Source organism: Peribacillus sp. TH14 (assembly GCF_016651145.1).
GTDB classification, from domain to species: Bacteria; Bacillota; Bacilli; order Bacillales; family DSM-1321; genus Peribacillus; species Peribacillus butanolivorans.
This window is the reverse complement of sequence record NZ_JAEKEK010000001.1, coordinates 5238838-5261237: the sequence shown is the minus strand read 5'-3', so window position 1 is coordinate 5261237 and position 22400 is coordinate 5238838. Positions and strand designations below refer to the sequence as shown.

The window sequence follows — 22400 nt, the reverse complement described above, 5'->3', positions numbered from 1 at the left end:
ATCAACGTATGAATTATTTTGTAAGAGCTAGAGAGTCATTTCATTGCAGTATGATTTGGCCCGGAAATTGTGTTTAGTAAGGAAAGGGGAATTTCTGTGGCAAAGAAAGTAAAAACAATCGAGTACAATGATGATGCAATTCAGGTACTGGAAGGACTTGAAGCGGTCAGAAAACGTCCCGGTATGTATATCGGCAGTACTGATGCACGTGGACTTCATCATTTAGTGTACGAGATTGTAGATAACTCCGTAGATGAGGCTTTGGCTGGATATGGAGACCAGATTAGTGTGAAAATACATAAAGATAACAGTATAAGTGTGACAGATAAAGGGCGTGGGATGCCCACTGGAATGCATAAATTGGGGAAACCAACACCTGAAGTCATTTTGACGATTCTTCATGCAGGCGGTAAATTTGGACAAGGCGGATATAAAACGAGCGGTGGCCTTCATGGTGTGGGTGCCTCTGTCGTTAACGCATTGTCTGAATGGCTTGTCGTGACGATTAAAAGGGATGGCTTTGTTTATGAACAACGGTTTTTCAAGGGAGGAAAACCGGAAACGACCCTAGAGAAAATTGGAAAGACCAACCAAGTTGGGACGAAAATCCATTTCAAGCCAGACCCGAAAATTTTTTCGGTTACGACTTTTAATTATGATATCCTTTCTGAACGTCTACGCGAATCAGCCTTTCTTTTAAAAGGCATGAAAATAGAATTGACGGATGAACGTAATGACCTGCATGAGACTTTTCATTATGAAAACGGAATTGAAGCCTTTGTAGCCTACTTAAATGAAGAAAAGGAAACCCTTCATAGTGTTATTAGCTTAGAAGGAGAACAGAATGGGATAGAAGTCGACCTGGCTTTTCAATTTAATGATGGGTATTCAGAAAATATTCTAAGCTTTGTAAATAATGTTCGTACAAAAGACGGCGGCACCCATGAGATTGGCGCAAAAACGGCTATGACACGGGCATTTAATGATTATGCTAGAAAAATGGGGCTGCTTAAGGAAAAAGATAAAAACCTCGAAGGTACCGATATACGAGAAGGCTTATCTTCAATTATTTCTGTGCGTATCCCTGAAGAACTTTTGCAATTTGAAGGACAAACCAAGAGCAAGCTTGGAACAAGCGAAGCCCGTTCGGCTGTTGATTCAATCGTGTCGGAGCACTTGGCTTACTTTTTTGAAGAAGATCCGACTACTAGTGCACTGCTGGTGAAAAAATCAATTAAAGCATTCCAGGCACGTGAAGCTGCTCGTAAAGCGCGTGAAGATGCAAGAAGTGGGAAGAAACGGAAAAAGTCGGATGCCATCCTTTCTGGTAAATTGACACCAGCTCAATCTAAAAATCCTGAGCGGAATGAATTGTATCTTGTGGAAGGGGACTCTGCAGGAGGATCCGCAAAACAAGGCCGCGATCGCCGTTTCCAAGCGGTACTGCCATTACGGGGTAAAGTTATCAATACAGAAAAGGCAAAACTAGCGGATATTTTTAAAAACGAAGAAATCAATACGATTATCCATGCTATCGGTGCAGGCGTCGGGGCCGAGTTTAATACCTCGGACACTAATTATGATAAAGTGATTATCATGACTGATGCCGATACGGATGGCGCCCATATCCAAGTGCTGCTGCTAACATTCTTTTACCGCTATATGAAGCCGTTAATTGAGGCAGGTAAGGTGTTCATAGCCTTGCCGCCGTTATATAAAGTGAGTAAAGGGACCGGGAAGAAAGAAGTCATTGAATATGCATGGAGTGATGATGAACTTCAGGGAGCGATAAACAAGGTGGGGAAAGGCTATATGATTCAGCGCTATAAAGGGCTGGGTGAGATGAATGCCGATCAATTATGGGATACGACAATGAACCCGGAAACCAGAACATTAATACGCGTGAAAATCGATGACGGTGCGCGTGCAGAAAGACGTGTGACAACGTTAATGGGAGACAAAGTGGAACCACGCCGTAAATGGATTGAAACCAATGTCGCTTTTGGTCTCGAAGAAGAATCGAATATTTTAGATAATGAAAATATGTCGATTGAAGAGGAGGTCAATAACGATGGTATTTGAGGAAACGTTTCGTGATTTGCCGCTTGAAGAGGTTATTGGAGACCGTTTCGGGCGTTATAGTAAATATATTATTCAGGATCGAGCACTTCCAGATGCACGGGATGGGTTAAAACCGGTACAGCGCAGGATATTATATGCGATGTATGTAGAAGGAAATACACAGGAAAAAGGATTTAGAAAATCTGCAAAAACAGTCGGAAATGTAATTGGTAATTATCACCCTCATGGAGATTCTTCGGTTTACGAGGCGATGGTACGGATGAGCCAGGACTGGAAGTTGCGTAAAGTCATGGTCCAAATGCACGGAAACAACGGTAGTATTGATGGAGATCCGCCTGCTGCAATGCGATATACAGAAGCAAGGCTTTCATCAATTGCATCTGAGATGTTACGTGATATTGAAAAACGAACTGTTGATTTTGTCCCGAATTTTGATGATACCTCAGAAGAACCTATCGTATTACCTGCGATGTTCCCTAATTTACTTGTTAACGGCTCGACAGGAATTTCTGCAGGCTATGCAACGGAAATCCCTCCGCATCAATTAGGTGAGGTCATTGATGCTGCTATAATGCGAATTGATAATCCAGAAGCAACAGTAGCAGAATTAATGACGGTCATTAAAGGTCCGGATTTCCCTACAGGTGGTATCATTCAAGGAATTGAAGGTATCCGTAAAGCCTATGAAACAGGTAAAGGGAAAATCATAATTCGTGGCTTGGCTGAAGTGGAAACAATCCGTGGTGGTAAACAGCAAATCGTCATCACTGAAATCCCTTATGAAGTCAATAAAGCGAACCTTGTTAAGAAAATGGATGAATTCCGTCTTGATCGGAAAGTAGAAGGCATTGCAGAAGTACGTGATGAAACTGATCGTACAGGTTTACGTATTGTAATTGAACTGAAAAAAGAAGCAGATGCAAATGGTGTCCTGCATTATTTATACAAAAATTCAGATCTTCAAATTGCATACAATTTTAATATGGTCGCGATTTATAAAAAACGACCAACGTTAATGAGCCTTCCAAAAATGCTCGATGCGTATATCAATCATCGTAAAGAAGTAATTGTAAACCGTTCTCGTTATGAATTGCAAAAAGCACATGACCGGGCACATATTGTCGATGGTTTAATGAAAGCACTGTCAATTTTAGATGAAGTTATTGCTGTCATCCGTGCGTCTAAAGACAAACGTAATGCTAAAGATAACCTTATCGCTAAATTTTCTTTTACAGAAGCCCAAGCAGAAGCTATTGTATCCTTACAATTATACCGCTTAACAAACACAGATATTACGGCTCTTGAAGAAGAGGCAGCGGAGTTGAACAGCAAAATTGAGGAATTGACCAAAATCCTAGGCAGTGAAAGGGTACTTCTTCAAGTAATAAAAAAAGAATTACGATTCATTAAAAAAGGGTTTGATGACGGACGCCGCTCTAAAATTGAGAAAGAGATTGAAGAAATCAAAATCAATCTTGAAGTCTTAATCGCGAGTGAAGACGTGATGGTGACAGTGACGAAAGAAGGATATGTCAAACGGACGTCCTTACGATCGTATTCAGCATCAGGCGGGCTTGATTTTGGAATGAAAGATTCCGATCGAATGCTCCAGCGGCTGGAAATGAATACAACAGACGTTCTGTTGCTGTTTACTTCCAAAGGTAATTACCTTTATTGTCCAGTTCATCAGCTTCCTGATATTCGCTGGAAGGAAACCGGCCAGCATATCGCGAACATCATTCCTATTGATCGAGAAGAACAAATCATAAAAGCGATTCCAATCAAAGACTTTACCCTGCCGCAATTCTTAGTGTTCGTCACGAAAAACGGTATGGTGAAAAAGACTGAACTAGCTTCCTATAAAGCACAGCGGCATTCGAAACCGCTAGTTGGTGTCAATTTAAAGGGCGATGATGAATTGGTTGATGTCCATCATACAGATGGTCAGGCCGAGCTTTTCCTAGTCACTCATAATGGCTACGGTTTATGGTTTGATGAAGAAGAAGTAAGTGTCGTTGGAGTCCGTGCAGCAGGAGTTAAGGGGATTAATTTAAAAGAAGATGACTATGTTATTGGCGGCAAGGTTTTAGCTAAGGATAGTAAAGAATCAATTCTGATTGTTACCCAGCGCGGAGCCATCAAGAAAATGAAATTAACCGAGTTTGAAAAAACTGGCCGTGCAAAACGCGGGGTCGTGGTCTTGAGAGAATTGAAATCGAATCCACATCGGGTCATTGGATTTGAAACTGTCAATAAAACCGACAGTCTTTTCATTCTTTCTGAAAAGGGCATAATTGAAACAATCCATGCTGCTTCATTAAAAAATCATGATCGTTACACGAATGGATCTTTTGTTTTTGATGAAACTGTAAGTGGAAAAGCGAAAGAATTGTGGAAGATATCTTTAGAGGATGAATCTGCTTTAGAGTCGTAAACAATTTTTTTATAAAAAGGGATGCTGACAATAATCAGCATCCCTCAGACTGTAGACAAACTCGATGAAAATCGAGTTTGTCTACAGTTTTTTGAGGGGTTGTAAAAATTCGAACGTTGATTTCCACTCCAGGCACTCGCTTTCCGCGGGCGGTCAGGGAGCCTCCTCGGCGCCTTTGCGCCTGTGGGGTCTCCCTTGGACACGCTTTTCCCGCAGGAGTCTCGCACCTTCCGTTCCAATCAACTTTGTTTTAACAATTAGAAATAAACACTTTTTCCTACAGTCTTTTTTGTTTTAATATAGGAGTATTAAAACTTGAGGTGATGACGATGCTTTCGAAACATAATTCTATTCAGCGAGATCAACTTGAAATGATTACTTTGGATCAACTGGTGCCAGCGAACCATTTGGTTCGTAAAATTGAGGGGGCCATTGACTTCACTTTCATTTATGACTTGGTGAAAGAGATGTATTCAGAGATAGGCCGCCCAAGTATTGATCCAGTTATTTTAGTTAAATTGACATTCATTCAATATACCTTCGGTATTCGTTCGATGCGTAAAACGATTGAAGAAGTTGAAACGAATATGGCTTACCGTTGGTTTTTAGGTTACGGTTTCCATGATAAAGTACCTCACTTCTCAACGTTCGGGAAAAATTATGAGCGTCGCTTTAAAGATACAGACCTGTTTGAACAGATTTTTTATCGTATCTTAATGACAGCCTCAGAAAGAAAGTTAATTAGTGCAGAGCACGTATTCGTTGATTCAACACATGTGAAAGCCAGTGCGAATAAGCGGAAATTCGAAAAGAAAATCGTTCGTAAGGAAACACGAGCATATCAAGGACGCCTTCAAGAAGAAATAAATCAAGATCGTGAAAACAATGGAAAGAAGCCTTTTCCACCGGATAAATTTGATAAAGAAGAAACCAAAGAAATTAAAGAAAGTTCAACTGACCCTGAGAGTGGCTACTATGTAAAAGATGAACGAACAAAACAGTTTGCCTATTCATTTCATGCGGCTGCAGACCGCAACGGTTTTGTGCTGGGGACGATTGTAACACCAGGAAATACGCATGATAGTCATATCTTAGAGCCTCTTGTTGAACAAGTGATTGAGAAAGTTGGAAAACCTGAAGCTGTTGCCGCAGATGCAGCTTACAAAACACCAGCCATTACAAGCTACCTTTTTGGGAAAGAAATCACACCAGCTTTACCCTATACACGTCCACGAACAAAAGAAGGGTTCTTTCGCAAGCATGACTATGTTTACGATGAACATTTTAATTGTTATCTCTGCCCATCGGGCGAGATTTTAAAGTACTCAACAACAAATAAAGAGGGCTATCGCGAGTACAAATCACCCAAACACACTTGTGCGACATGCTCATTTTTATCACAGTGTACAGTAAGCAAAGACCATCAAAAAGTGGTGACACGCCATATCTGGCAAAATTATATGGAAGAAGCAGATCATCTGCGTCACCACAAGGATGTAAAACCTATATATGCGAAACGCAAAGAAACAATAGAGCGTGTATTCGGAGATGCAAAAGAAGCATGGTATGCGTTGGACTACTTTAAGGGGACTTAAAAAATTGTCGATGCAGGCGATGCTTACATTCGCTGCCATGAATTTAAAGAAGATTGCCAATTGGACATGGCAAGGTCCAATAATGGCTTAATAAAGTGGGCTCGTAGAGGCCCAATCTCTTAATCTTGATCAAAATTCAAAGGGAATTTCAAAAGGGGTCCAGAATTAAAACATTCTGGACCCCTTTTGTCTACAAACTGAGGGATGCTGACAATAATCAGCATCCCTTTTATTTAGTTTATTATGATGAAAAACAAACAAAACAAATAAACGGTAGGGTGCCGGTTATGTATCATGTTCATCGACCAAATAATCTCCTGATAATATCCCATTATTTGCAACTACTACAATTATTATTTTTTCGGGCTATATTCTTAAATCAAAAATGAATTATTGAGTCAATTTTAAATCCTTGTACTAGCAAGCTAATAATCTTATCCAAACAACAAATAATTCAATTATGAATTCTAATGCTGATAGAATCTATGCACCAGTACGATTTATTTTTGGCACACTCCTTGCATATTATTAGCATGACTTCTTTATTTTTTGAATGAAGAAAGGGGAGGACTAATGGATAGACCTTGGAACAAGCATATCCCGTCCGGAAATCCAATGGAAATTGATATACCTGAAATATCTCTAACAGAATTATTTTACCAATCAGTTGGACTGTATCCGGATAAAACAGCGATTACGTTTATGGATCAAACGTATACATATTCTGAGTTTGGGCAGTTAGTGAAAAGATGTGCCCGGATACTTGCTGATGATGGGGTTAAAAAGGGAGATCGTGTGGCTCTTATGCTGCCCAATTGTCCTCAATATCCGATTAGTTTTTTTGGAACACTTTTGAATGGTGCGATCGTTGTTCAAATCAATCCAATGTATAAGGCGAACGAATTGATACATGTCCTAAAAGACTCAGGTGCAAGACACATCATTGTGCTCGATAAACTTTATCCCACGGTAGAAGCCATATTACCAGAAACACGTGTTGAAAAGACAATAAGCGTGTCTATGGAAAATGGCAGGTGTGAGCTGACAAAAAGGCTTATGAAAATAATAGAGGAAGATTTTACTGTACCAATTGAACCTGATGAAGATGTTGCTGTCCTCCAATATACAGGAGGAACGACGGGGCGTTCAAAAGGTGCGATGCTAACACATCGAAACATCGTGGCTAACACCTTGCAAAGCGCGGCTACTTCACAAATCAATACTCAAAAGGCGAAGGAAAGGGTACTTGCCGTTTCTCCTCTATTTCATGTATATGGTATGACCTCTGCTATGAATCTGACGTTTTATAATGGAGGTAATTTAATTATAGTACCTAGGTTTGAGGTGGCTGAGATAGTTGATATTATTAATAAGCTCAAACCGACTATTTTCCCAGCTGTGCCGACGATGTATATTGCTTTATTACAATATTACCAATCCCATCCTTTTGATTTGCATTCTTTGAAAACATGCACTTCGGGTTCGTCGCCATTGCCTCTAAATGTATTGTCACGTTTTAACGAAGTAAGCGGATCAATGATTGCTGAAGGATATGGTTTGTCTGAGGCTTCACCAGTGACGCATCGAAATCCAGTTAGAGGCCTGCAAAAACCCGGAAGTATTGGTATACCTATCCCAAATACAGATGCCGCCATTATTGACAGTATTACAGGTGAGCCGTCCCTTTTGGTTGATACACCTGGCGAATTGGTTATTAAGGGACCTCAGGTGATGAAAGGGTATTGGGGCATGCCAGAAGAAACGTTGCAGGCGATTCAAAACGGATGGCTATATACCGGTGACATCGCAAAGATGGATGAAGATGGTTTCTTTTACATCGTTGGACGAAAGAAAGAAATGATTATCGCAGGCGGATTTAATATTTATCCTATTGAAATTGAAGAGGTTTTTTACAGCCATCCAAAGGTACTTGAAGCAGCGGTATTCGGTGTTCCCGACCAATATCGTGGTGAAACCGTTCATGCAGCCGTTGTTATTAAGCCAAATGAATGGATAACTGAAAAGGAACTGAATGAATACTGCCGAAAACAGCTCGCCGCCTTTAAAGTACCGGAAGTTATCACCTTTCAAAGTGAACTTCCCAAAACTGCGGTCGGTAAAATTTTAAAACGAAAGCTTCAAGAAAAATATAAAGCTGCTTATCCGGTAATGAATGAAAACGCTAACAAATAATTCATAGGTAAAAAGGGGAATGCAAATGGACTTTCGCTTAGATGAAGACATCCTACTTTTAAAAGAAAATATACGGCAGTTTATCGAAGAAGAAATTGAACCATATTCAATGCAAATAGAGGAAGATGATCATATTCCAGAATCCATCATCAAATTATCGAAGGAAATCGGGCTATTCGGACTCAGTATCCCAGAACAGTACGGCGGGCTAGGCATTGGGATGGTAGGGAAATGTGCTTTATATGAAGAAATCGGTAAAACACATAATGGATATACCACTCTAATTGGTGCCCATACTGGCATAGGGACGGTCGGAATCGTAGAAATGGGCAATGAAATACAAAAGCAAAAGTACCTGCCAGATATGGCAAGCGGAAATAAAATTGGCGCATTCGCTTTAACTGAGCCTGCTGCCGGATCTCATGCGACGAATCTAAAAATGACTGCTGTCAAAAGAGGAGATAAGTATATTCTTAATGGGACTAAGCATTATATAACGAATGCAGATGTGGCCGATATTTTTACTGTTATGGCGTTAACGGATAAGGGAAAAGGAGCAAAAGGAATCACGTCATTCATTGTAGAGAAGGGGTTCCCAGGTTTTCAAATTGGTAGCATTGAAAGGAAAATGGGACTTCGGGGCTCACATTCTGCCGAACTGGTTTTTGAAGATTGTGAGGTTCCGGTGGAAAATGTACTAGGGGAAGTTGGGAAAGGCTATGTCAATGCATTAAAAATCCTTGCAAATGGCCGGGCGGGACTTGCCGCACGAAATTTGGGGTCCTGCCAATACCTGCTTGATTTATCAATCCATTATGCTACTGAACGTGAACAATTCGATGTTCCTATTATCGATCATCAAGCCGTATCTCATATGATTGCCGAAATGGCGATGGAAGTAGAAGCGCTCCGCTCATTCACATACCGGGTTGCATGGATGGTCGATCAAAAAGAGAAAATTATTAAAGAAGCGGCAATGCTGAAGCTGTATGGTTCGGAAGTATATAACAGGATCGCTGATAGAGCAGTTCAAATTCATGGAGGGATGGGATACATGAAGGATTATCCAGTCGAACGTTTCTATCGGGATGCACGAATTACTAGAATTTATGAAGGAACGTCCGAAATCCAGAAAAATATCATTACAGGACAATTAAAGAAAAATTATCAAAAATAGTTTAATGAGAAAATGGAGGGGTTATAATGGATTTACGTTTATCAGATGAACAAAAAATGGTACAAAAAACAATACGCAAGTTCGTGGAAAATGAATTAATTCCTTTGGAAAATGAAGTACTTCGCAACGAAATAGCAGGAAAACCTAGTTTACCTGAAGGGAAATTAATAGAATTACAGGAAAAAGCAAAAAAAGCGGGGTTCTGGGGCATTAATACGCCGGTGGAGTTTGGCGGGGCCGACTTAGGGCAGATGATGATGGCAATAGTCTTGATGGAAGTATCAAAAACGTTTGTACCTTTCAGCTTTGGCGGTTCTGCGGACAATATTCTTTATTATGGAAACGAAGAACAGAAAAAGAAGTATCTGATTCCTACGATTAATGGGGAGAAAAAATCCTGTTTTGCGATGACGGAGCCGGGAGCCGGGTCCGATACTCGAAATATTAAAATGACTGCGATAAAAGATGGCAATGAGTGGGTGCTGAATGGAGAAAAAACATTCATTACAGGTGGAAATGATGCCGATTTCGTCATGGTCATTGCTGTTACCGATAAAGAACTTCATCAAGAAACTGGTACAAAAGGGGTCACCTGTTTCATCGTAGATCGGAGCATGGGCTGGAAATCTGAGTATATCAACACGATGGGAGAATGGGGACCGGCTGGTTTAGTTTTCGATAATGTTCGGGTACCCGAGGAAAATATTTTAGGAGAAGTGCATGGCGGTTATAAACTTGGCCTTGAATGGATTGGTTTTGCAAGATGGATCGTGGGGGCACGTGCTGTCGGTTCTTCAGAAAGATTGCTGCAAATGGCTATAGATTATGCAAAAGAACGCGTCACATTCGGTAAACCAATCGCTGAGCGCCAGGCTATTCAATGGCAGATTGCTGACTCGGCTGTTGAAATCGAAGCTGCAAGGTGGCTTGTGTTAAATGCCGCCTACACACTAGATCATGGAGAAGACAATCGTCATCTAGCTTCTATGGCTAAACTCTATGGAGCAAATATGGGGAATCGTGTCGTTGATCGCGTGTTGCAAATACATGGGGGCATGGGTTATACGAAGGAACTTCCAATTGAGCGCTGGTACCGTGAGGCAAGACTTTGGAGAATATATGATGGGACCGATGAAATACAGCGCATGATTATTTCACGGAATTTAATTAAAGGACATGTTAAATTAGGACAATTTTTATAATAGATTAGGAGGAAAAGATTATGACAGGAAGATTTTCAGGGAAAACCGCTTTAGTTACTGGTGGAAGTAGGGGAATTGGACGGGCAATCGTAGAACTATTTGCAAATGAAGGCGCAAAGGTTGCTATCATAGATATAAATGAGGAAGTTTTGACCTCAACAGGAAATGAACTAAGGGATCAAGGCCATACCATTTTTACAAGGGTCGCCAATGTGGTGGATTCAGAAGAGGTAGAAGCATCAGTAAAAGAAATAGCTGATACGTTCGGTTCGTTAGATATTCTTGTGAATAATGCAGGTGTCATTCGAGATAATTTACTATTTAAAATGACCGATTCAGATTGGCAGACAGTAATGGACGTGCATTTAAAAGGTACCTTCAATGCGGTTCGTGCGGCTCAGAAGTATATGGTGGAAAACAAATATGGGAGAATTATTAATATATCATCAACCTCGGCACTAGGTAACCGCGGTCAGGCTAATTATGCAGCGGCAAAAGCGGGGTTGCAGGGGTTAACAAAAACACTCGCAATTGAACTTGGTAAATATGGAATAACGGCTAATTCGGTAGCACCTGGTTTTATTGAAACCGAAATGACGAAAGAAACAGCACGGCGAATGGGAGTGAGTTTTGAACAATTTATCCAGGATAGGGCAAACAGTATTCCAGTTGCTAGAAGCGGTATGCCAAGTGACATCGCTAATGCTGTTGCATTTTTCGCTGATGAAGCATCATCTTTCGTTAGTGGGCAAGTTCTATATGTTGCGGGTGGTCCAAAAAATTAAGAGTAAAGGCGGGATGATATGTTCAATGAAAGTATTGGAAAACAATCTAAACCGGTTAAAAATCTGGTTGAACGGGGAGCCGTTAAAAAATTTGCGTTAGCAATTGGTGACCCGCATCCGATTTTCATCGATGAAGAAAAAGGTAGGCAATCAAGGTATGGTACGAATATTGCGCCCCCAACTTTTCCAAGAGTTTTTGATTTTGGAACGATTGAAGGCTTAGACCTCCCAAATAAAGGATTGATACACGGTGAACAGAAATATCATTATAACCGTCCGCTGAGGGTTGGAGAAGAAATTACCTGTTATACAGAAGTGAGGGACTACTATGAGAAAAAAGGGAAGCAAGGGGAAATGGGATTCCTAGCCTTGAAAAATTACGGGACAGATGCAAATGGAGAAATTGTTTTTACCGCTGAACAACTTGTCATTATCAATGAAACGATAAAAAGGATGGTGATGAGCAAGTGACTACATTAACTGAACTGCATATTGGCGACTCGTTGCATTCGATAGAGCTTGGACCTGTAACACGTTTGGATCTCATTAAGTATGCAGGGGCATCAGGTGATTTTAATCCCATTCATACGATTGATGAAGAAGCAATAAATGCTGGTTTGCCTGGGATTATTGCACACGGAATGTGGACGATGGGAAACCTGGCAAAGATTTTCAGTAATCTATATGAAATTGGGTACATTGAAGAATACAAGATTCGTTTCAAAGGTATGGTTTTCTTGAATGATGTTATAACCCTTCAAGCAGATTTAAAAGAGAAAAAGGAAGATAAGTATTATTTCAATGTAGCAGCAATCAACCAATCAGGTAAGGAAGCGATCAGTGGTGAGGTTATTTTTAGGACCTACTAAAGGAAAGTAGTGGTGAAATTTATTTCATCACTACTTTTTTTAGGATTAAAATTCGACAATATTAAAGGAGATTCGAAATCTATCCAGAATTGTACTAAAAAAGAATTCTTTTTGCGGCGGTGAATATTATTAATGAATCATGTAAAACAGGATTCTCAAATTAATTTGCTCAAAGAGTGGATCTTTCCTGCTCTAGTCGTTGATTCTGAATACCGGATTAGGGATTGGAGCAGTTACCTAAATGATCGGATAGGACAGAATGGGAAGAAACTACTTACCGAACAATTTGAAGAGTGGCAATTTCTCGATAATAATAGATTGGCAGCTGCACGCCTGCATGACAAACGGTATTTATTTATATTTCTGACACAATTGGATAATGGCGATATTCTTTATGTAGGCAGTGAAACACAATTTTTGGATAATTTATTGGTTGATGCCCATGAAACGGAAAAACTGAATCGCGCTCTAGATGCCATTATTGAAAATTCCTATGATGGGATTTATATCACCGATCAAAATGGCATTACACTTTACACAAATTCAGCGATTGAACGGATTACTGGCATTCCGAAAGAGTATTATATCGGCAAATCGGTGGACCAATTAATAAAACGAGGTATTTTGAATACTTCGGTGACACATAAGGTAGTGAAGCTGCGACGAACGGTTTCAGTCGTACAGGATAATTTTGCTGGAAAAGAAACATTAATTACAGGAAGTCCCGTTTTTAATGAAGAAGGTGAAATTGAGCAAGTCGTTACGAACATACGTGATTTGTCAGATTTAAATGAACTGATGCATGAATTGACGAAAGTTAATGAATTGAATAATCAATATAAGCAGGAAATTGAAAAACTTCGAAAGATAACAAGTCAGGATGGGGTTGTTTTTGTCAGTGATAAGATGAAAATGATTTATGAGATTGCCGAAAGAATCTCGGATATTGATGCGACAGTACTGATCTTAGGAGAAACGGGCGTTGGAAAAGATGTACTGGCCCGTAATATTTACAACCGGAGCATCCGATCTAAAAAAGGAGACTTCGTAAAGATAAACTGCGGGGCAATTCCGGCGGATTTATTGGAATCCGAACTCTTTGGATATGAAGGCGGCGCGTTTACCGGAGCTAATCAAAAAGGGAAACCAGGGATGTTTGAAGTGGCTGAGAGTGGGATTTTATTTTTGGATGAAGTGGGGGAGCTTCCTCTACAATTGCAGGTAAAGCTACTTAGGGCACTTCAGGAAAGGGAGATTCAAAGAATCGGAGGAACGAAGCCCAAAAAAATTGATGTTCGAATAATCGCAGCCACGAACCGCAACTTATTGGAAATGGTTAAAGTAGGTGAATTCCGTGAAGATCTTTATTACAGGCTGAATGTCATACCAATTACGATTCCCCCTTTAAGGGAGAGAAGAGAAGACATTCTAGCATTGACGGATTTATTTTTAACAAAAGCCAACGAACAATATAAATTCTCGAAAGAAATAGATTCGAGATTGAAAGAATATTTTTTTCAATATGATTGGCCAGGAAATGTCCGTGAGTTGAATAATATAGTGGAAAGGCTCGTCGTCCTAACAAATAATCAATTACTTTCACTTAGCGATCTTCCGGAAGAATATCAGCAGGTAAATCAGAATCATTCCAACCTTAAAGGCACACTTACTTTAAAAGAAGCGGTAGAAAGAGCGGAAAAGGAAATATTGACGAAAGCGGCGCAAACCTACCAAACTACATATGAAATCGCAGAAGCCCTAGATTCGAGTCAGGCGACAATTGTGAGGAAACTTAAAAAATATCAATTAAAGGTCAGTGAAAAGGATAGGTAAGTAAGAGGGGATTTCCGTTTATCGGAAATCCCCTCTTACTATTTATCGCTACCCGTTGAATAACAAATATTTTAGGTCTTCATTCACGAAACTAACTTAATTCAGAAATGATTTTTTCAGTCAAAAGTGAATGATGACTATCCTATATAGAACCCCTTTTTTTCATTTATATGATTCAATAATGAATTTTCTGGGACTTTGAAATAGCCACAGTAACTGTGTTTAACTATGGCACAGCACTTGCATATTAATAAGGAATTAATCTACGGAATTTCCATGTAGAAAGTGTGAGGTGAGATAGTTGATTGATCCAGGTGATCGACCATGGGAAAGCGGTTATATTCAGACGATGAAATCTACGAATATCCCTAAAATCAGACTATACAGAATGCTTTCCGTAAAGAGGTTTTGGGGACCGGGCGCCCATTTATTATGAAGAACAAATGATTACTTATGCGAAATGTGGATGGTCTTGCAACTGCTTGTTATAAGGCTGGGGCAAAAAAGTGTAATAAAATTGGTTTCTTGCTAGGTAATCAACCCGATTATCTAATCGCCTATTATGCTGCTATTAAACTAGGAATGATCATTATACTAATCAACCAGTTATGTATGGTTAGAGAAATGTGAGAGATTCAAGAAGACGTACAATTGCAATACTTAGTCACTGGAAATGAAAGCGCTAACAAGTTGGGCGTTTTATCAGCTACTTCAAGACCTCGTATATATGTAGGTGGTGATAATAAAGAAATAAGACTCACATTGCCTTTTGAATATCTTGATGACCTTATCCATGCCCCTCCGAAAGAGGTAGGGGAAGCGACTATAAGTCCAAAAGTAGATATGGCTGTGATTAGTATATAGGCGGGACTTCCGGACAGAGAATGGGTGTGGAACTAACCCATTTTAATTTAGTTGCCAATGTGATTCAGAACCAAAGTTTTCTTCAATCGAGGATTCAGTTCGGTGAGGAAGTAATCATGACGGCTTCTCCGCTTTATCATGTGTATATGATGACTATCACGATGAACTTGGCTATTATGCTTGGTGCAGCGAATGTCATCGTGCCCGTGTTTTAGGCTAAACGGGTAATCGAGTTGAGCGAGACTTGCAAAGTGACCATTTTTCCTGGCTTACCACAAATGTAAAACTCTTTAATCAAAGAACTCGGTGATACTCATAATGCTTTGCATACATTATAGCTCTGTTTATGTGATTCAGCCCATTTGTCTCCTACGATGTTACATCAGTTTGAAAAGCTAACAAAAATAAAAATCATTGAAGGCTACGGTTTATCGGAGGCTTCTTCAACTGCTTGTCGCAATCCATTATCGGGCGAGCGTAGGGTAAACAGTATTAGAATTCCGTTGCCGTTAACAGAATCAAAAATCGTCAGTTTGATTAATGTATAGATGCCTCTCACTTTTTTGAATGGCTGGTTTTCTAGGCATGCCTTTGATTGTGAAGCAGGAATAACCAAATAGCATGATAAAAATTCAATAATTAAGAAGGAGGAAGTAAATGGATATTTTAATCCAGCAGCTTTTTAATGGTTTGACAATTGGAAGCGTTTATAGTTTAGTTGCCCTGGGATTGACGCTTGTATATGGAATTTTGCATATCCCGAACTTTGCCCACGGAGCTCTCTATATGTTGGGAGGGTACATCACATTATCAATGATGACGTTATATGGCGTTAATTATTGGTTTGCTATGTTTGTATCCGTAATCGTTGTTGGTTTGATGGGTGTTCTATTGGAACGTTTCGTGTTCCGCTTGTTAAGGGAGGCACCGCCATTGCACGATAAAATTGCGGCAATCGGGATTCTTCTTTTTCTTGAAGCCTTTGCGCAATTTGTCTGGGGCGCCGATTTCCATACAATGAATTCTCCTTACGATCAAGTCGTCAACATCATGGGGTTGACGTTTACACTGCAGCGCTTGTTGATTATCGTTTCGGCTATCGTGGTGATGATTTTGCTTTATCTTTTCCTCAAGAAAACGTATACCGGTTCAACGATAATTGCGATGTCCCAAAATCGTGAAGGAGCTTCACTTGTAGGGATTAACATCAACAAAGTCGCTATGCTGACCTTCATGATATCTGGTGGCTTAGCCGCCATTGCCTCATCTCTTGCTTCACCGATTAACCTCGTTTTCCCCGGCATGGGACATCTCGTCATCTTGAAGGCATTCGTCATTATCATTCTGGGAGGCATGGGAAGTATTCCAGGGGCGATTGTCGGCGGTTATATCCTTGGTTTCAGCGAGAGCCTGGGCGCAACTTATATTTCAAATGATTATAAAGACATCATTGCATTCGTTCTTTTAGTTGTAATTCTAACAGTGAAACCAACGGGACTTTTTGCTAAGGGGGAGAGGTAGCATGAAGATTTTGACGAAACGAAATGGAATTATTGCTCTTATCATCTTAGCTTTTTTATTCCCTATTATCGGTCAAAACGACTATTATCTTCATATGTTAACACTCTCATTCATTTGGACAATTGCTGTTTACGGAATCAATTTGTTATCAGGCTATACTGGTTATCTCTCGCTTGCTCATGCTGGATTTTTTGCAATTGGTGCATACTCACTTGGGCTGCTGACAGTAAAATCTGGAATGAATTTTTGGCTGGCTCTTGTGGGGGCCTGTTTGATCACATGTGCGATTGGATTTGTAATCGGATTAATAGCATTGAGGACAAAGGAACACTTTTTCGCCATATACACATTATGTGTAGGCTATATCATATATCTGGTCATTGATAAATGGGAGGGGCTGACGGAGGGAGTTAGAGGATTGATTGGCATCCCTGCCCCAGGTAATATCGGTCCAATAACATTCGATACGGCAACTTCACAATATTATCTTGTCCTTGTGTTTCTGCTTGCGGTGATCATAGTCATGTATCGGATTATCCATTCGTTAACAGGTAGAACGTATATGGCCATCAGGAATAGTGAGGACCTTGCTCAAACGATTGGTATATCCACGATGAAGAATAAACTGACGGCCTTTGTCCTTTCTACATTTTTCGCAGGTTTGGCTGGAGCCCTGTATGCTTCATTCATTCGGTTTATTGGACCTGATATCGGCTCCACCTCCATTATGTTCGACCTATTGATGTATCTCTTAGTTGGTGGAATTGGGACACTTTCGGGACCGTTGGTGGGAACGTTACTGCTCGTAATACTTTCGCAAAATCTGCAATTTCTTCAAGAGTACCGAATGTTGATCTTCGGACCTTTGCTTACATTAATCATCATTTTTTATCCACGTGGAATCGCAGGTGCCATCTTTGATTGGAAAATCAAACGAAAAGATAAGAAGCCGCCTGTTTTGAGAAACGATGTTTCTATTAAAGTGGGGGAGGGATGAAAATGATTATTGAAACTAAGAATTTGACAAAGCGGTTTGGCGGCTTAGCAGCAGTCAATAATGTGGATTTTTTGATTAAAAAAGGAAAAATCAATGCTATTATCGGACCGAATGGGGCGGGGAAATCCACTTTTTTCAACTTGATTAGCGGCTTTCATCGTCCAAGCACTGGAACCGTCATTTTTAAAGGAATTGATATCACCAAGCTTCCAGCTAATGAAATAGCAGCGCTAGGAATTTCAAGGACCTTCCAAACAACCAGTCTTTTTGATAAATCGACCGTATTGGATAATGTCATTGTTGGGCATAGACTACGCACCAAATCGAATTTGGTAGACGCCATTCTAAGAACAAAACGCTTAAAACGAGAGGAAGCGGCATGTCGGGATAAGGCTATGGAGGTGCTGGAGATTGTTGGATTAACGGATGTGGCTGACAAAATAGTCGCTAGTGTTTCGCAGGAGGAAAAGAAACGGACAGCCATCGCCCTTGCTCTTGCAACGGACCCGGAAATTATCTTTCTTGATGAACCCGCTGCAGGAATCAACCCGGATGAAACGGAAGGACTGACAGTTCTGATCAAGAAGTTAAATCAATCCGGTCTTACGATATGTTTAATCGAGCACAAAATGCATATGATTATGAACTTGGCTGACCACATCATGGTTTTGAATTACGGAGAAAAAATTGCCGAGGGTACACCTAAGGAAATCCGAAGTAATGAAGCGGTTATTAAAGCCTATTTGGGAGGTAGTGCTAGTGCTAAAGTTATCTAATGTTGCAGTCAGTTATGGAAGTTTTACTGCAATCAAACATGTGAATATCGAAGTTGCCAAAGGGGAGATTGTCGTTTTATTGGGGGCGAATGGAGCGGGTAAAAGTACGACTTTTCGTTCCATTAGTGGTATCAGTAAGCTGTCTCAAGGAGAAATTTATTTTCAAAATAGTCCTATAGGCGGTCGGGCCCCGGATAAGAATGTTCAAGCTGGAATTGTTCAGTGTGCCGAAGGACGTAAACTGTTTCCGCAAATGACTGTCCAGGAAAATTTGAGGATGGGGGCATATGTGCATCGAAAGAAAAAGGCGGAAATCAAGCATTCTTTGGAAAAGGTATATAATTTATTCCCGATTTTAAAAGAAAAGAATCATAATGATGCAGGAAGTCTGAGCGGTGGGCAACAGCAGATGCTTGCCATAGGTAGGGCATTAATGTCTAAGCCAAAGCTGCTGATGCTTGATGAGCCTTCGGTTGGACTCGCACCTTTGATTGTGGAACAGATGTTTAAGGTTATCGAAGAAATAAACCGGGAAGGAATCACCGTTCTACTTGCAGAACAGAATGCGAATGCTGCCCTCAGCATTGCAGATAAAGGTTATGTTTTTGAAAATGGGGAAATTGTCGTTCAAGGAACAGCAGATGATTTATTGGCTAATGGTGAAGTACGGAAAGCGTATATTGGAGCATGAAAAAAAGAATGGGGGATTTATTTATATGAAACAACTGAAAGTGTTATTTGTATTCATGCTGGTAGTAGTAACTGCATTGGTTGGCTGTAACAAGGGAGACAGCCCCGCATCAAGTAGTGGTAAAAAAGGTAAAGGAGGAAATGTCGTTAACATCGGTTTTAGCGGTCCGTTAAGCGGGGCTGCAGCATTGTATGGGAAACGAACGTTAAATGGTGTGGAAATGGCCGTCAATGAAATCAATGATGACGGAGGGTTTGAAGTAGATGGGGAAAAATACACGCTTAATCTCGTTTCTTTGGATGATAAATACTTACCGAATGAAACAGGTTCGAATGCTAAACGCTTAATTCAGGAATATGATACACCGATTATATTTACGCCGCATAGCGGCGGTGTCCTGGCGCTGCAGGTTTTTAATGAACAAGAGAAATTTATCATTGGCGCCTATACGAGTGAGCCTTCAGTTACCGAAAGCGGAAATTCATTAACCGTACGAATTCCACCGAATTATGAAGGATATATCGAACCGTTTACAACGTATGCCATGGAACATTTCGGCAAAAAAATTGCAGCTTTGCCAACCTCTTCTCAATACGGAAAAGACTGGACAGAAGCGGTTCTCCCTCATTGGAAAAAGCAAGGTGGTAAAGTCGTTTATAATTCCTCGATTGATTTTGCTAAAGAAACAGATTTCTTTACGATTGTTACAAATGCATTGAAAAAGGATCCTGATGTGCTGTTTATCGGAGGTGCGTCTGAACCGACGGCAAAAGTAGCGAAGCAAGCTCGTGAGTTAGGGTTTAAAGGCGGTTTTATTATTATGGATCAGGCGAAGCTGGATCAAATGAAGCCGATTGCAGGATCATATGAAACATTGGAAGGCTCAATCGGTGTCCTACCTCTGATTAACTCCGATGAAGAAGCAGTGCCAGCTTTTATTGAGAAATATCAAAAAAATTATAAGGAAGATCCAAGCTCCGAAGTCGGTTTGAATTACATCGCGATGTATGCTTTTGTAGAAGCGATGAAATCAGCAGGAAGCGTGGATGACGTCAAGGCGATTCGCGAACATATGCAGGACGGGCTGACTAATATTTCTGCTGAACAGAAAATCTACGATATCCCAACAATTGATGAGAATGGAGGATTCGCATCTACAATTGTCGTTGGAGCGGTTGAAGATGGAAAAGTAGTTCCCATTCGTTAAGGTGAACAAAGCCAGTGCTGGTGTCACGAAAAATATCCCTGATAATCAAGTAAACAGTAATAAAAAAAGTAGGTAGTGTGCGGCAGAATTCTACCAGTATGTACTGATAGAGTAGATTGTTGTATTTCTTGGACGTGTACTGGAATCCTTCAAATGAAGGATTCCAGTACACGTTTCTTTTTTTTGTTTCTTCCACAATGTATCCATTACTAGGGTAAGATTCATACTGTCAGGTACTTTCTAGAAATGATAATATTCTAGTAAAGGCCTGAACGATAGAAAAACAATAATAAAGGCGACAATAGCAAAATGTGAGCTTCGTGTAGTTATTTCCAACTCTGGTAAAAGAGTAGATGACGGATCCTTACTTTCCTAAGTAACGATTGAAAAAGATTTTTATAAGAAAGTAAGGTCTACTCTAGATATTATGGGAAAAAAAAAGATATGGTAAGTATGGATATTCTAGACGTGTAGGACCATTAGGTAGTACAGCACCTATAATGGTATCAAACAAGGAGAGCATATTTTTGAATTATTAGGTGATAATGGAATCCTTACTTTAGATTTCATGTATTTAAAAATCAATCTGAAAATTCAATAAATTGTCATTACCATACATAAGATGATTTGTCTGATTATAGGGGGAATATTAGATTAAATAATAATTCATTGCTGAAATGGGGCTAGAAGTAATTGAAAGACTATTTTTTATTTACCTTTGGATGTAATCTTGATCATAGCAATATTGAATATTTAGTAAAAGAAAGGCTAGAATCTTTTGTACGACCAATAATGGTAAATAACAATTGGACCGACCAAAATCCTAAGATAAGAAAAGATTCAAATATACATTTTACGTATGATGTGTATGATGTGAATGACAAAAAACATAATGAAAATTTGTATTACATCAAAGATTATTATATATCGGAAGAACAACTTTTTGGTTTTGAATACTCTTTGAGAAAACTTAAAGGAAATCATATATGGTGCCGTCCTAATACCCGAGGTCACTTTAACATGAAAATTGAAGAAATCGAATATACTGGTCATATATATGTAACTATTAATAATGATATAGAGATACGTTTATTGGACAGGGAAGTGCCAAATTCATTAAGGGGGCAGATTCATTTAGTCCCTGAAAAAGATCAATGGATAGAACTCCCAAGAAGTCTGACAGAAGAGGAAAAAGATAAACGGACACTAAATTGGATAGTAGAAAGTCTGATTAAAGTTGAAAAAATGTAACGATAATTCAATTATCATTAACAAAGCCTTCCTCATAAAGAGAGTGGCTTTTTTTAATTTAATAATTGTGTATATATTAATGAATAGTGAAGGACCAAATACATTTCGACCAAATTCTTCAGAGAAACCACTAATACAGTTACCTAACTTACCTCAACAATTCAATTTAACTACAAGCCTTCTCAGCAACAATGAACCCAATATGAAATGAAATTCACAGGCAGTTCAAAGCATATTCATCTCGATTTCACTAATAAGCAGCCATACTAATTCATTAAGTATGGCTGCAACTATTCCTGTTTTGTTCTCTCGGGATGTTATGGGTGGATAATGTTTTATTACTCTTTATATTTCTTTAAGCTCTTCAATACCGACTTCTGACCTTTCCTCTAATGGCCCTCTTAGATGTACAGTAGCTGTTCTTCCATCTTCATTTATATTATCAATCCAAACTGAAGTGCCATTATATCTCACCTCAATGTCAGATGGTGAAGAAAGAATCTGTTTTACACGATTAACATCCACAAAAATCCCTCCCTTATTATTTGTCTAATTATTATTTGAAAAGGTAAATGATTTTATTCTTTTTTAAAAGAAATGCAGATGATAATCTAATAACACCGTCTACAATATAAGAAAATTCCGAAGTATTCATAAGAGTAGATATTATGCTATCAGGTTTATCCTCTAAGAATCCATCTGATGGCTGTGGTATTACATACTCCATAATATGACGTGGTAAGCGTTCTTTTGAAATAATAGAATGATTTTCTGAAATCAGGTATTAAAAAGTAAAATGATACTAAACTTACAAAAAAATCTTGTTATTTAGTAATGAAAGCGTCGCCATTTAATATAATATAAAATATAATTTCAAGATAATTGAGTATAAATTGAAATTATATTTAAGTAATTGATAATAG

General features: G+C 39.4%; 19 protein-coding genes and 2 pseudogenes. 20 read left to right on the top strand and 1 reads right to left on the bottom strand.

What is annotated here, in order from left to right; genetic code table 11:
* The first annotated feature begins 96 nt into the window (after positions 1-96).
* From parE to JFU50_RS25200, 20 genes and pseudogenes are all read left to right on the top strand, one after another.
* Complete coding sequence (parE, locus tag JFU50_RS25295) at positions 97-2082, top strand: DNA topoisomerase IV subunit B (RefSeq protein ID WP_056526451.1); 1986 nt, start codon at positions 97-99, stop codon at positions 2080-2082.
* On the top strand, positions 2072-4516 hold the full coding sequence (gene parC / locus JFU50_RS25290) for a DNA topoisomerase IV subunit A (protein WP_053345887.1): 2445 nt from the start codon (positions 2072-2074) through the stop codon (positions 4514-4516). Before parE ends, parC begins: the two co-directional genes overlap by 11 nt.
* A 329-nt stretch (positions 4517-4845) precedes the next feature.
* A pseudogene (locus JFU50_RS25285) lies at positions 4846-6202 on the top strand (IS1182 family transposase).
* A 482-nt stretch (positions 6203-6684) separates the two neighbouring features.
* Entirely contained in the window at positions 6685-8304 is a 1620-nt protein-coding gene (locus JFU50_RS25280; RefSeq protein ID WP_201224704.1) for a long-chain-fatty-acid--CoA ligase, read from the top strand.
* A 25-nt stretch (positions 8305-8329) separates the two neighbouring features.
* Positions 8330-9481, top strand: a complete 1152-nt coding sequence (locus tag JFU50_RS25275; RefSeq protein ID WP_201224702.1) for an acyl-CoA dehydrogenase family protein — start codon at positions 8330-8332, stop codon at positions 9479-9481.
* 26 nt (positions 9482-9507) lie between these two features.
* A complete protein-coding gene (locus tag JFU50_RS25270) occupies positions 9508-10683 on the top strand; it encodes an acyl-CoA dehydrogenase family protein (protein WP_201224700.1) in 1176 nt (391 codons plus the stop codon).
* 20 nt (positions 10684-10703) lie between these two features.
* Positions 10704-11468, top strand: a complete 765-nt coding sequence (locus JFU50_RS25265) for an SDR family oxidoreductase (RefSeq protein ID WP_201224697.1) — start codon at positions 10704-10706, stop codon at positions 11466-11468.
* Between the two features lie 18 nt (positions 11469-11486).
* Positions 11487-11939, top strand: coding sequence for a MaoC family dehydratase N-terminal domain-containing protein (locus tag JFU50_RS25260; RefSeq protein WP_056529604.1), 453 nt, complete (start codon positions 11487-11489; stop codon positions 11937-11939).
* Entirely contained in the window at positions 11936-12337 is a 402-nt protein-coding gene (locus JFU50_RS25255) for a MaoC/PaaZ C-terminal domain-containing protein (RefSeq protein WP_056529601.1), read from the top strand. The genes JFU50_RS25260 and JFU50_RS25255 overlap by 4 nt, the downstream gene beginning before the upstream one ends.
* 132 nt (positions 12338-12469) lie before the next feature.
* Positions 12470-14170, top strand: a complete 1701-nt coding sequence (locus tag JFU50_RS25250) for a sigma-54 interaction domain-containing protein (RefSeq protein WP_201180766.1) — start codon at positions 12470-12472, stop codon at positions 14168-14170.
* Between the two features lie 453 nt (positions 14171-14623).
* Positions 14624-14800 (top strand): hypothetical protein, encoded by a 177-nt coding sequence (locus JFU50_RS25245; RefSeq protein WP_201224695.1) that lies wholly within the window; start codon positions 14624-14626, stop codon positions 14798-14800.
* Between the two features lie 21 nt (positions 14801-14821).
* Complete coding sequence (locus JFU50_RS25240; protein WP_201180755.1) at positions 14822-15034, top strand: hypothetical protein; 213 nt, start codon at positions 14822-14824, stop codon at positions 15032-15034.
* Positions 15031-15249, top strand: coding sequence for an AMP-binding protein (locus JFU50_RS25235; protein WP_342366367.1), 219 nt, complete (start codon positions 15031-15033; stop codon positions 15247-15249). Before JFU50_RS25240 ends, JFU50_RS25235 begins: the two co-directional genes overlap by 4 nt.
* A 138-nt stretch (positions 15250-15387) precedes the next feature.
* Positions 15388-15582 (top strand): annotated as a pseudogene (locus JFU50_RS25230) (long-chain fatty acid--CoA ligase); the annotation flags it as partial.
* Positions 15583-15691: 109 nt separating this feature from the next.
* Positions 15692-16555, top strand: a complete 864-nt coding sequence (locus tag JFU50_RS25225; protein ID WP_201224691.1) for a branched-chain amino acid ABC transporter permease — start codon at positions 15692-15694, stop codon at positions 16553-16555.
* A 1-nt stretch (position 16556) separates the two neighbouring features.
* On the top strand, positions 16557-17552 hold the full coding sequence (locus tag JFU50_RS25220; protein ID WP_201180747.1) for a branched-chain amino acid ABC transporter permease: 996 nt from the start codon (positions 16557-16559) through the stop codon (positions 17550-17552).
* Between the two features lie 2 nt (positions 17553-17554).
* A complete protein-coding gene (locus JFU50_RS25215) occupies positions 17555-18328 on the top strand; it encodes an ABC transporter ATP-binding protein (RefSeq protein ID WP_201224689.1) in 774 nt (257 codons plus the stop codon).
* Positions 18312-19019, top strand: coding sequence for an ABC transporter ATP-binding protein (locus tag JFU50_RS25210; RefSeq protein ID WP_201180745.1), 708 nt, complete (start codon positions 18312-18314; stop codon positions 19017-19019). The genes JFU50_RS25215 and JFU50_RS25210 overlap by 17 nt, the downstream gene beginning before the upstream one ends.
* A 25-nt stretch (positions 19020-19044) precedes the next feature.
* Positions 19045-20226, top strand: coding sequence for an ABC transporter substrate-binding protein (locus JFU50_RS25205; protein ID WP_201183281.1), 1182 nt, complete (start codon positions 19045-19047; stop codon positions 20224-20226).
* A gap of 693 nt (positions 20227-20919) precedes the next feature.
* Positions 20920-21477: a hypothetical protein gene (locus JFU50_RS25200; RefSeq protein ID WP_201224687.1), complete on the top strand. Its 558-nt coding sequence runs from the start codon at positions 20920-20922 to the stop codon at positions 21475-21477.
* Between the two features lie 345 nt (positions 21478-21822).
* Here JFU50_RS25200 and JFU50_RS25195 read toward each other — a convergent pair whose 3' ends face one another.
* Complete coding sequence (locus JFU50_RS25195) at positions 21823-22002, bottom strand: H-type small acid-soluble spore protein (protein WP_201180743.1); 180 nt, start codon at positions 22000-22002, stop codon at positions 21823-21825.
* Between the last annotated feature and the right edge of the window lie 398 nt (positions 22003-22400).

Excerpts from the sequence above, each read along its gene's own strand:
- JFU50_RS25260 (WP_056529604.1), top strand. The coding sequence starts at position 11,487 with ATGTTCAATGAAAGTATTGGAAAACAATCTAAACCGGTTAAAAATCTG.
- JFU50_RS25250 (WP_201180766.1), top strand. The coding sequence starts at position 12,470 with ATGAATCATGTAAAACAGGATTCTCAAATTAATTTGCTCAAAGAGTGG.
- JFU50_RS25280 (WP_201224704.1), top strand. The coding sequence starts at position 6,685 with ATGGATAGACCTTGGAACAAGCATATCCCGTCCGGAAATCCAATGGAA.
- JFU50_RS25265 (WP_201224697.1), top strand. The coding sequence starts at position 10,704 with ATGACAGGAAGATTTTCAGGGAAAACCGCTTTAGTTACTGGTGGAAGT.
- JFU50_RS25275 (WP_201224702.1), top strand. The coding sequence starts at position 8,330 with ATGGACTTTCGCTTAGATGAAGACATCCTACTTTTAAAAGAAAATATA.
- JFU50_RS25215 (WP_201224689.1), top strand. The coding sequence starts at position 17,555 with ATGATTATTGAAACTAAGAATTTGACAAAGCGGTTTGGCGGCTTAGCA.
- JFU50_RS25225 (WP_201224691.1), top strand. The coding sequence starts at position 15,692 with ATGGATATTTTAATCCAGCAGCTTTTTAATGGTTTGACAATTGGAAGC.
- JFU50_RS25205 (WP_201183281.1), top strand. The coding sequence starts at position 19,045 with ATGAAACAACTGAAAGTGTTATTTGTATTCATGCTGGTAGTAGTAACT.
- JFU50_RS25245 (WP_201224695.1), top strand. The coding sequence starts at position 14,624 with ATGCGAAATGTGGATGGTCTTGCAACTGCTTGTTATAAGGCTGGGGCA.
- parC (WP_053345887.1), top strand. The coding sequence starts at position 2,072 with ATGGTATTTGAGGAAACGTTTCGTGATTTGCCGCTTGAAGAGGTTATT.
- JFU50_RS25270 (WP_201224700.1), top strand. The coding sequence starts at position 9,508 with ATGGATTTACGTTTATCAGATGAACAAAAAATGGTACAAAAAACAATA.
- JFU50_RS25220 (WP_201180747.1), top strand. The coding sequence starts at position 16,557 with ATGAAGATTTTGACGAAACGAAATGGAATTATTGCTCTTATCATCTTA.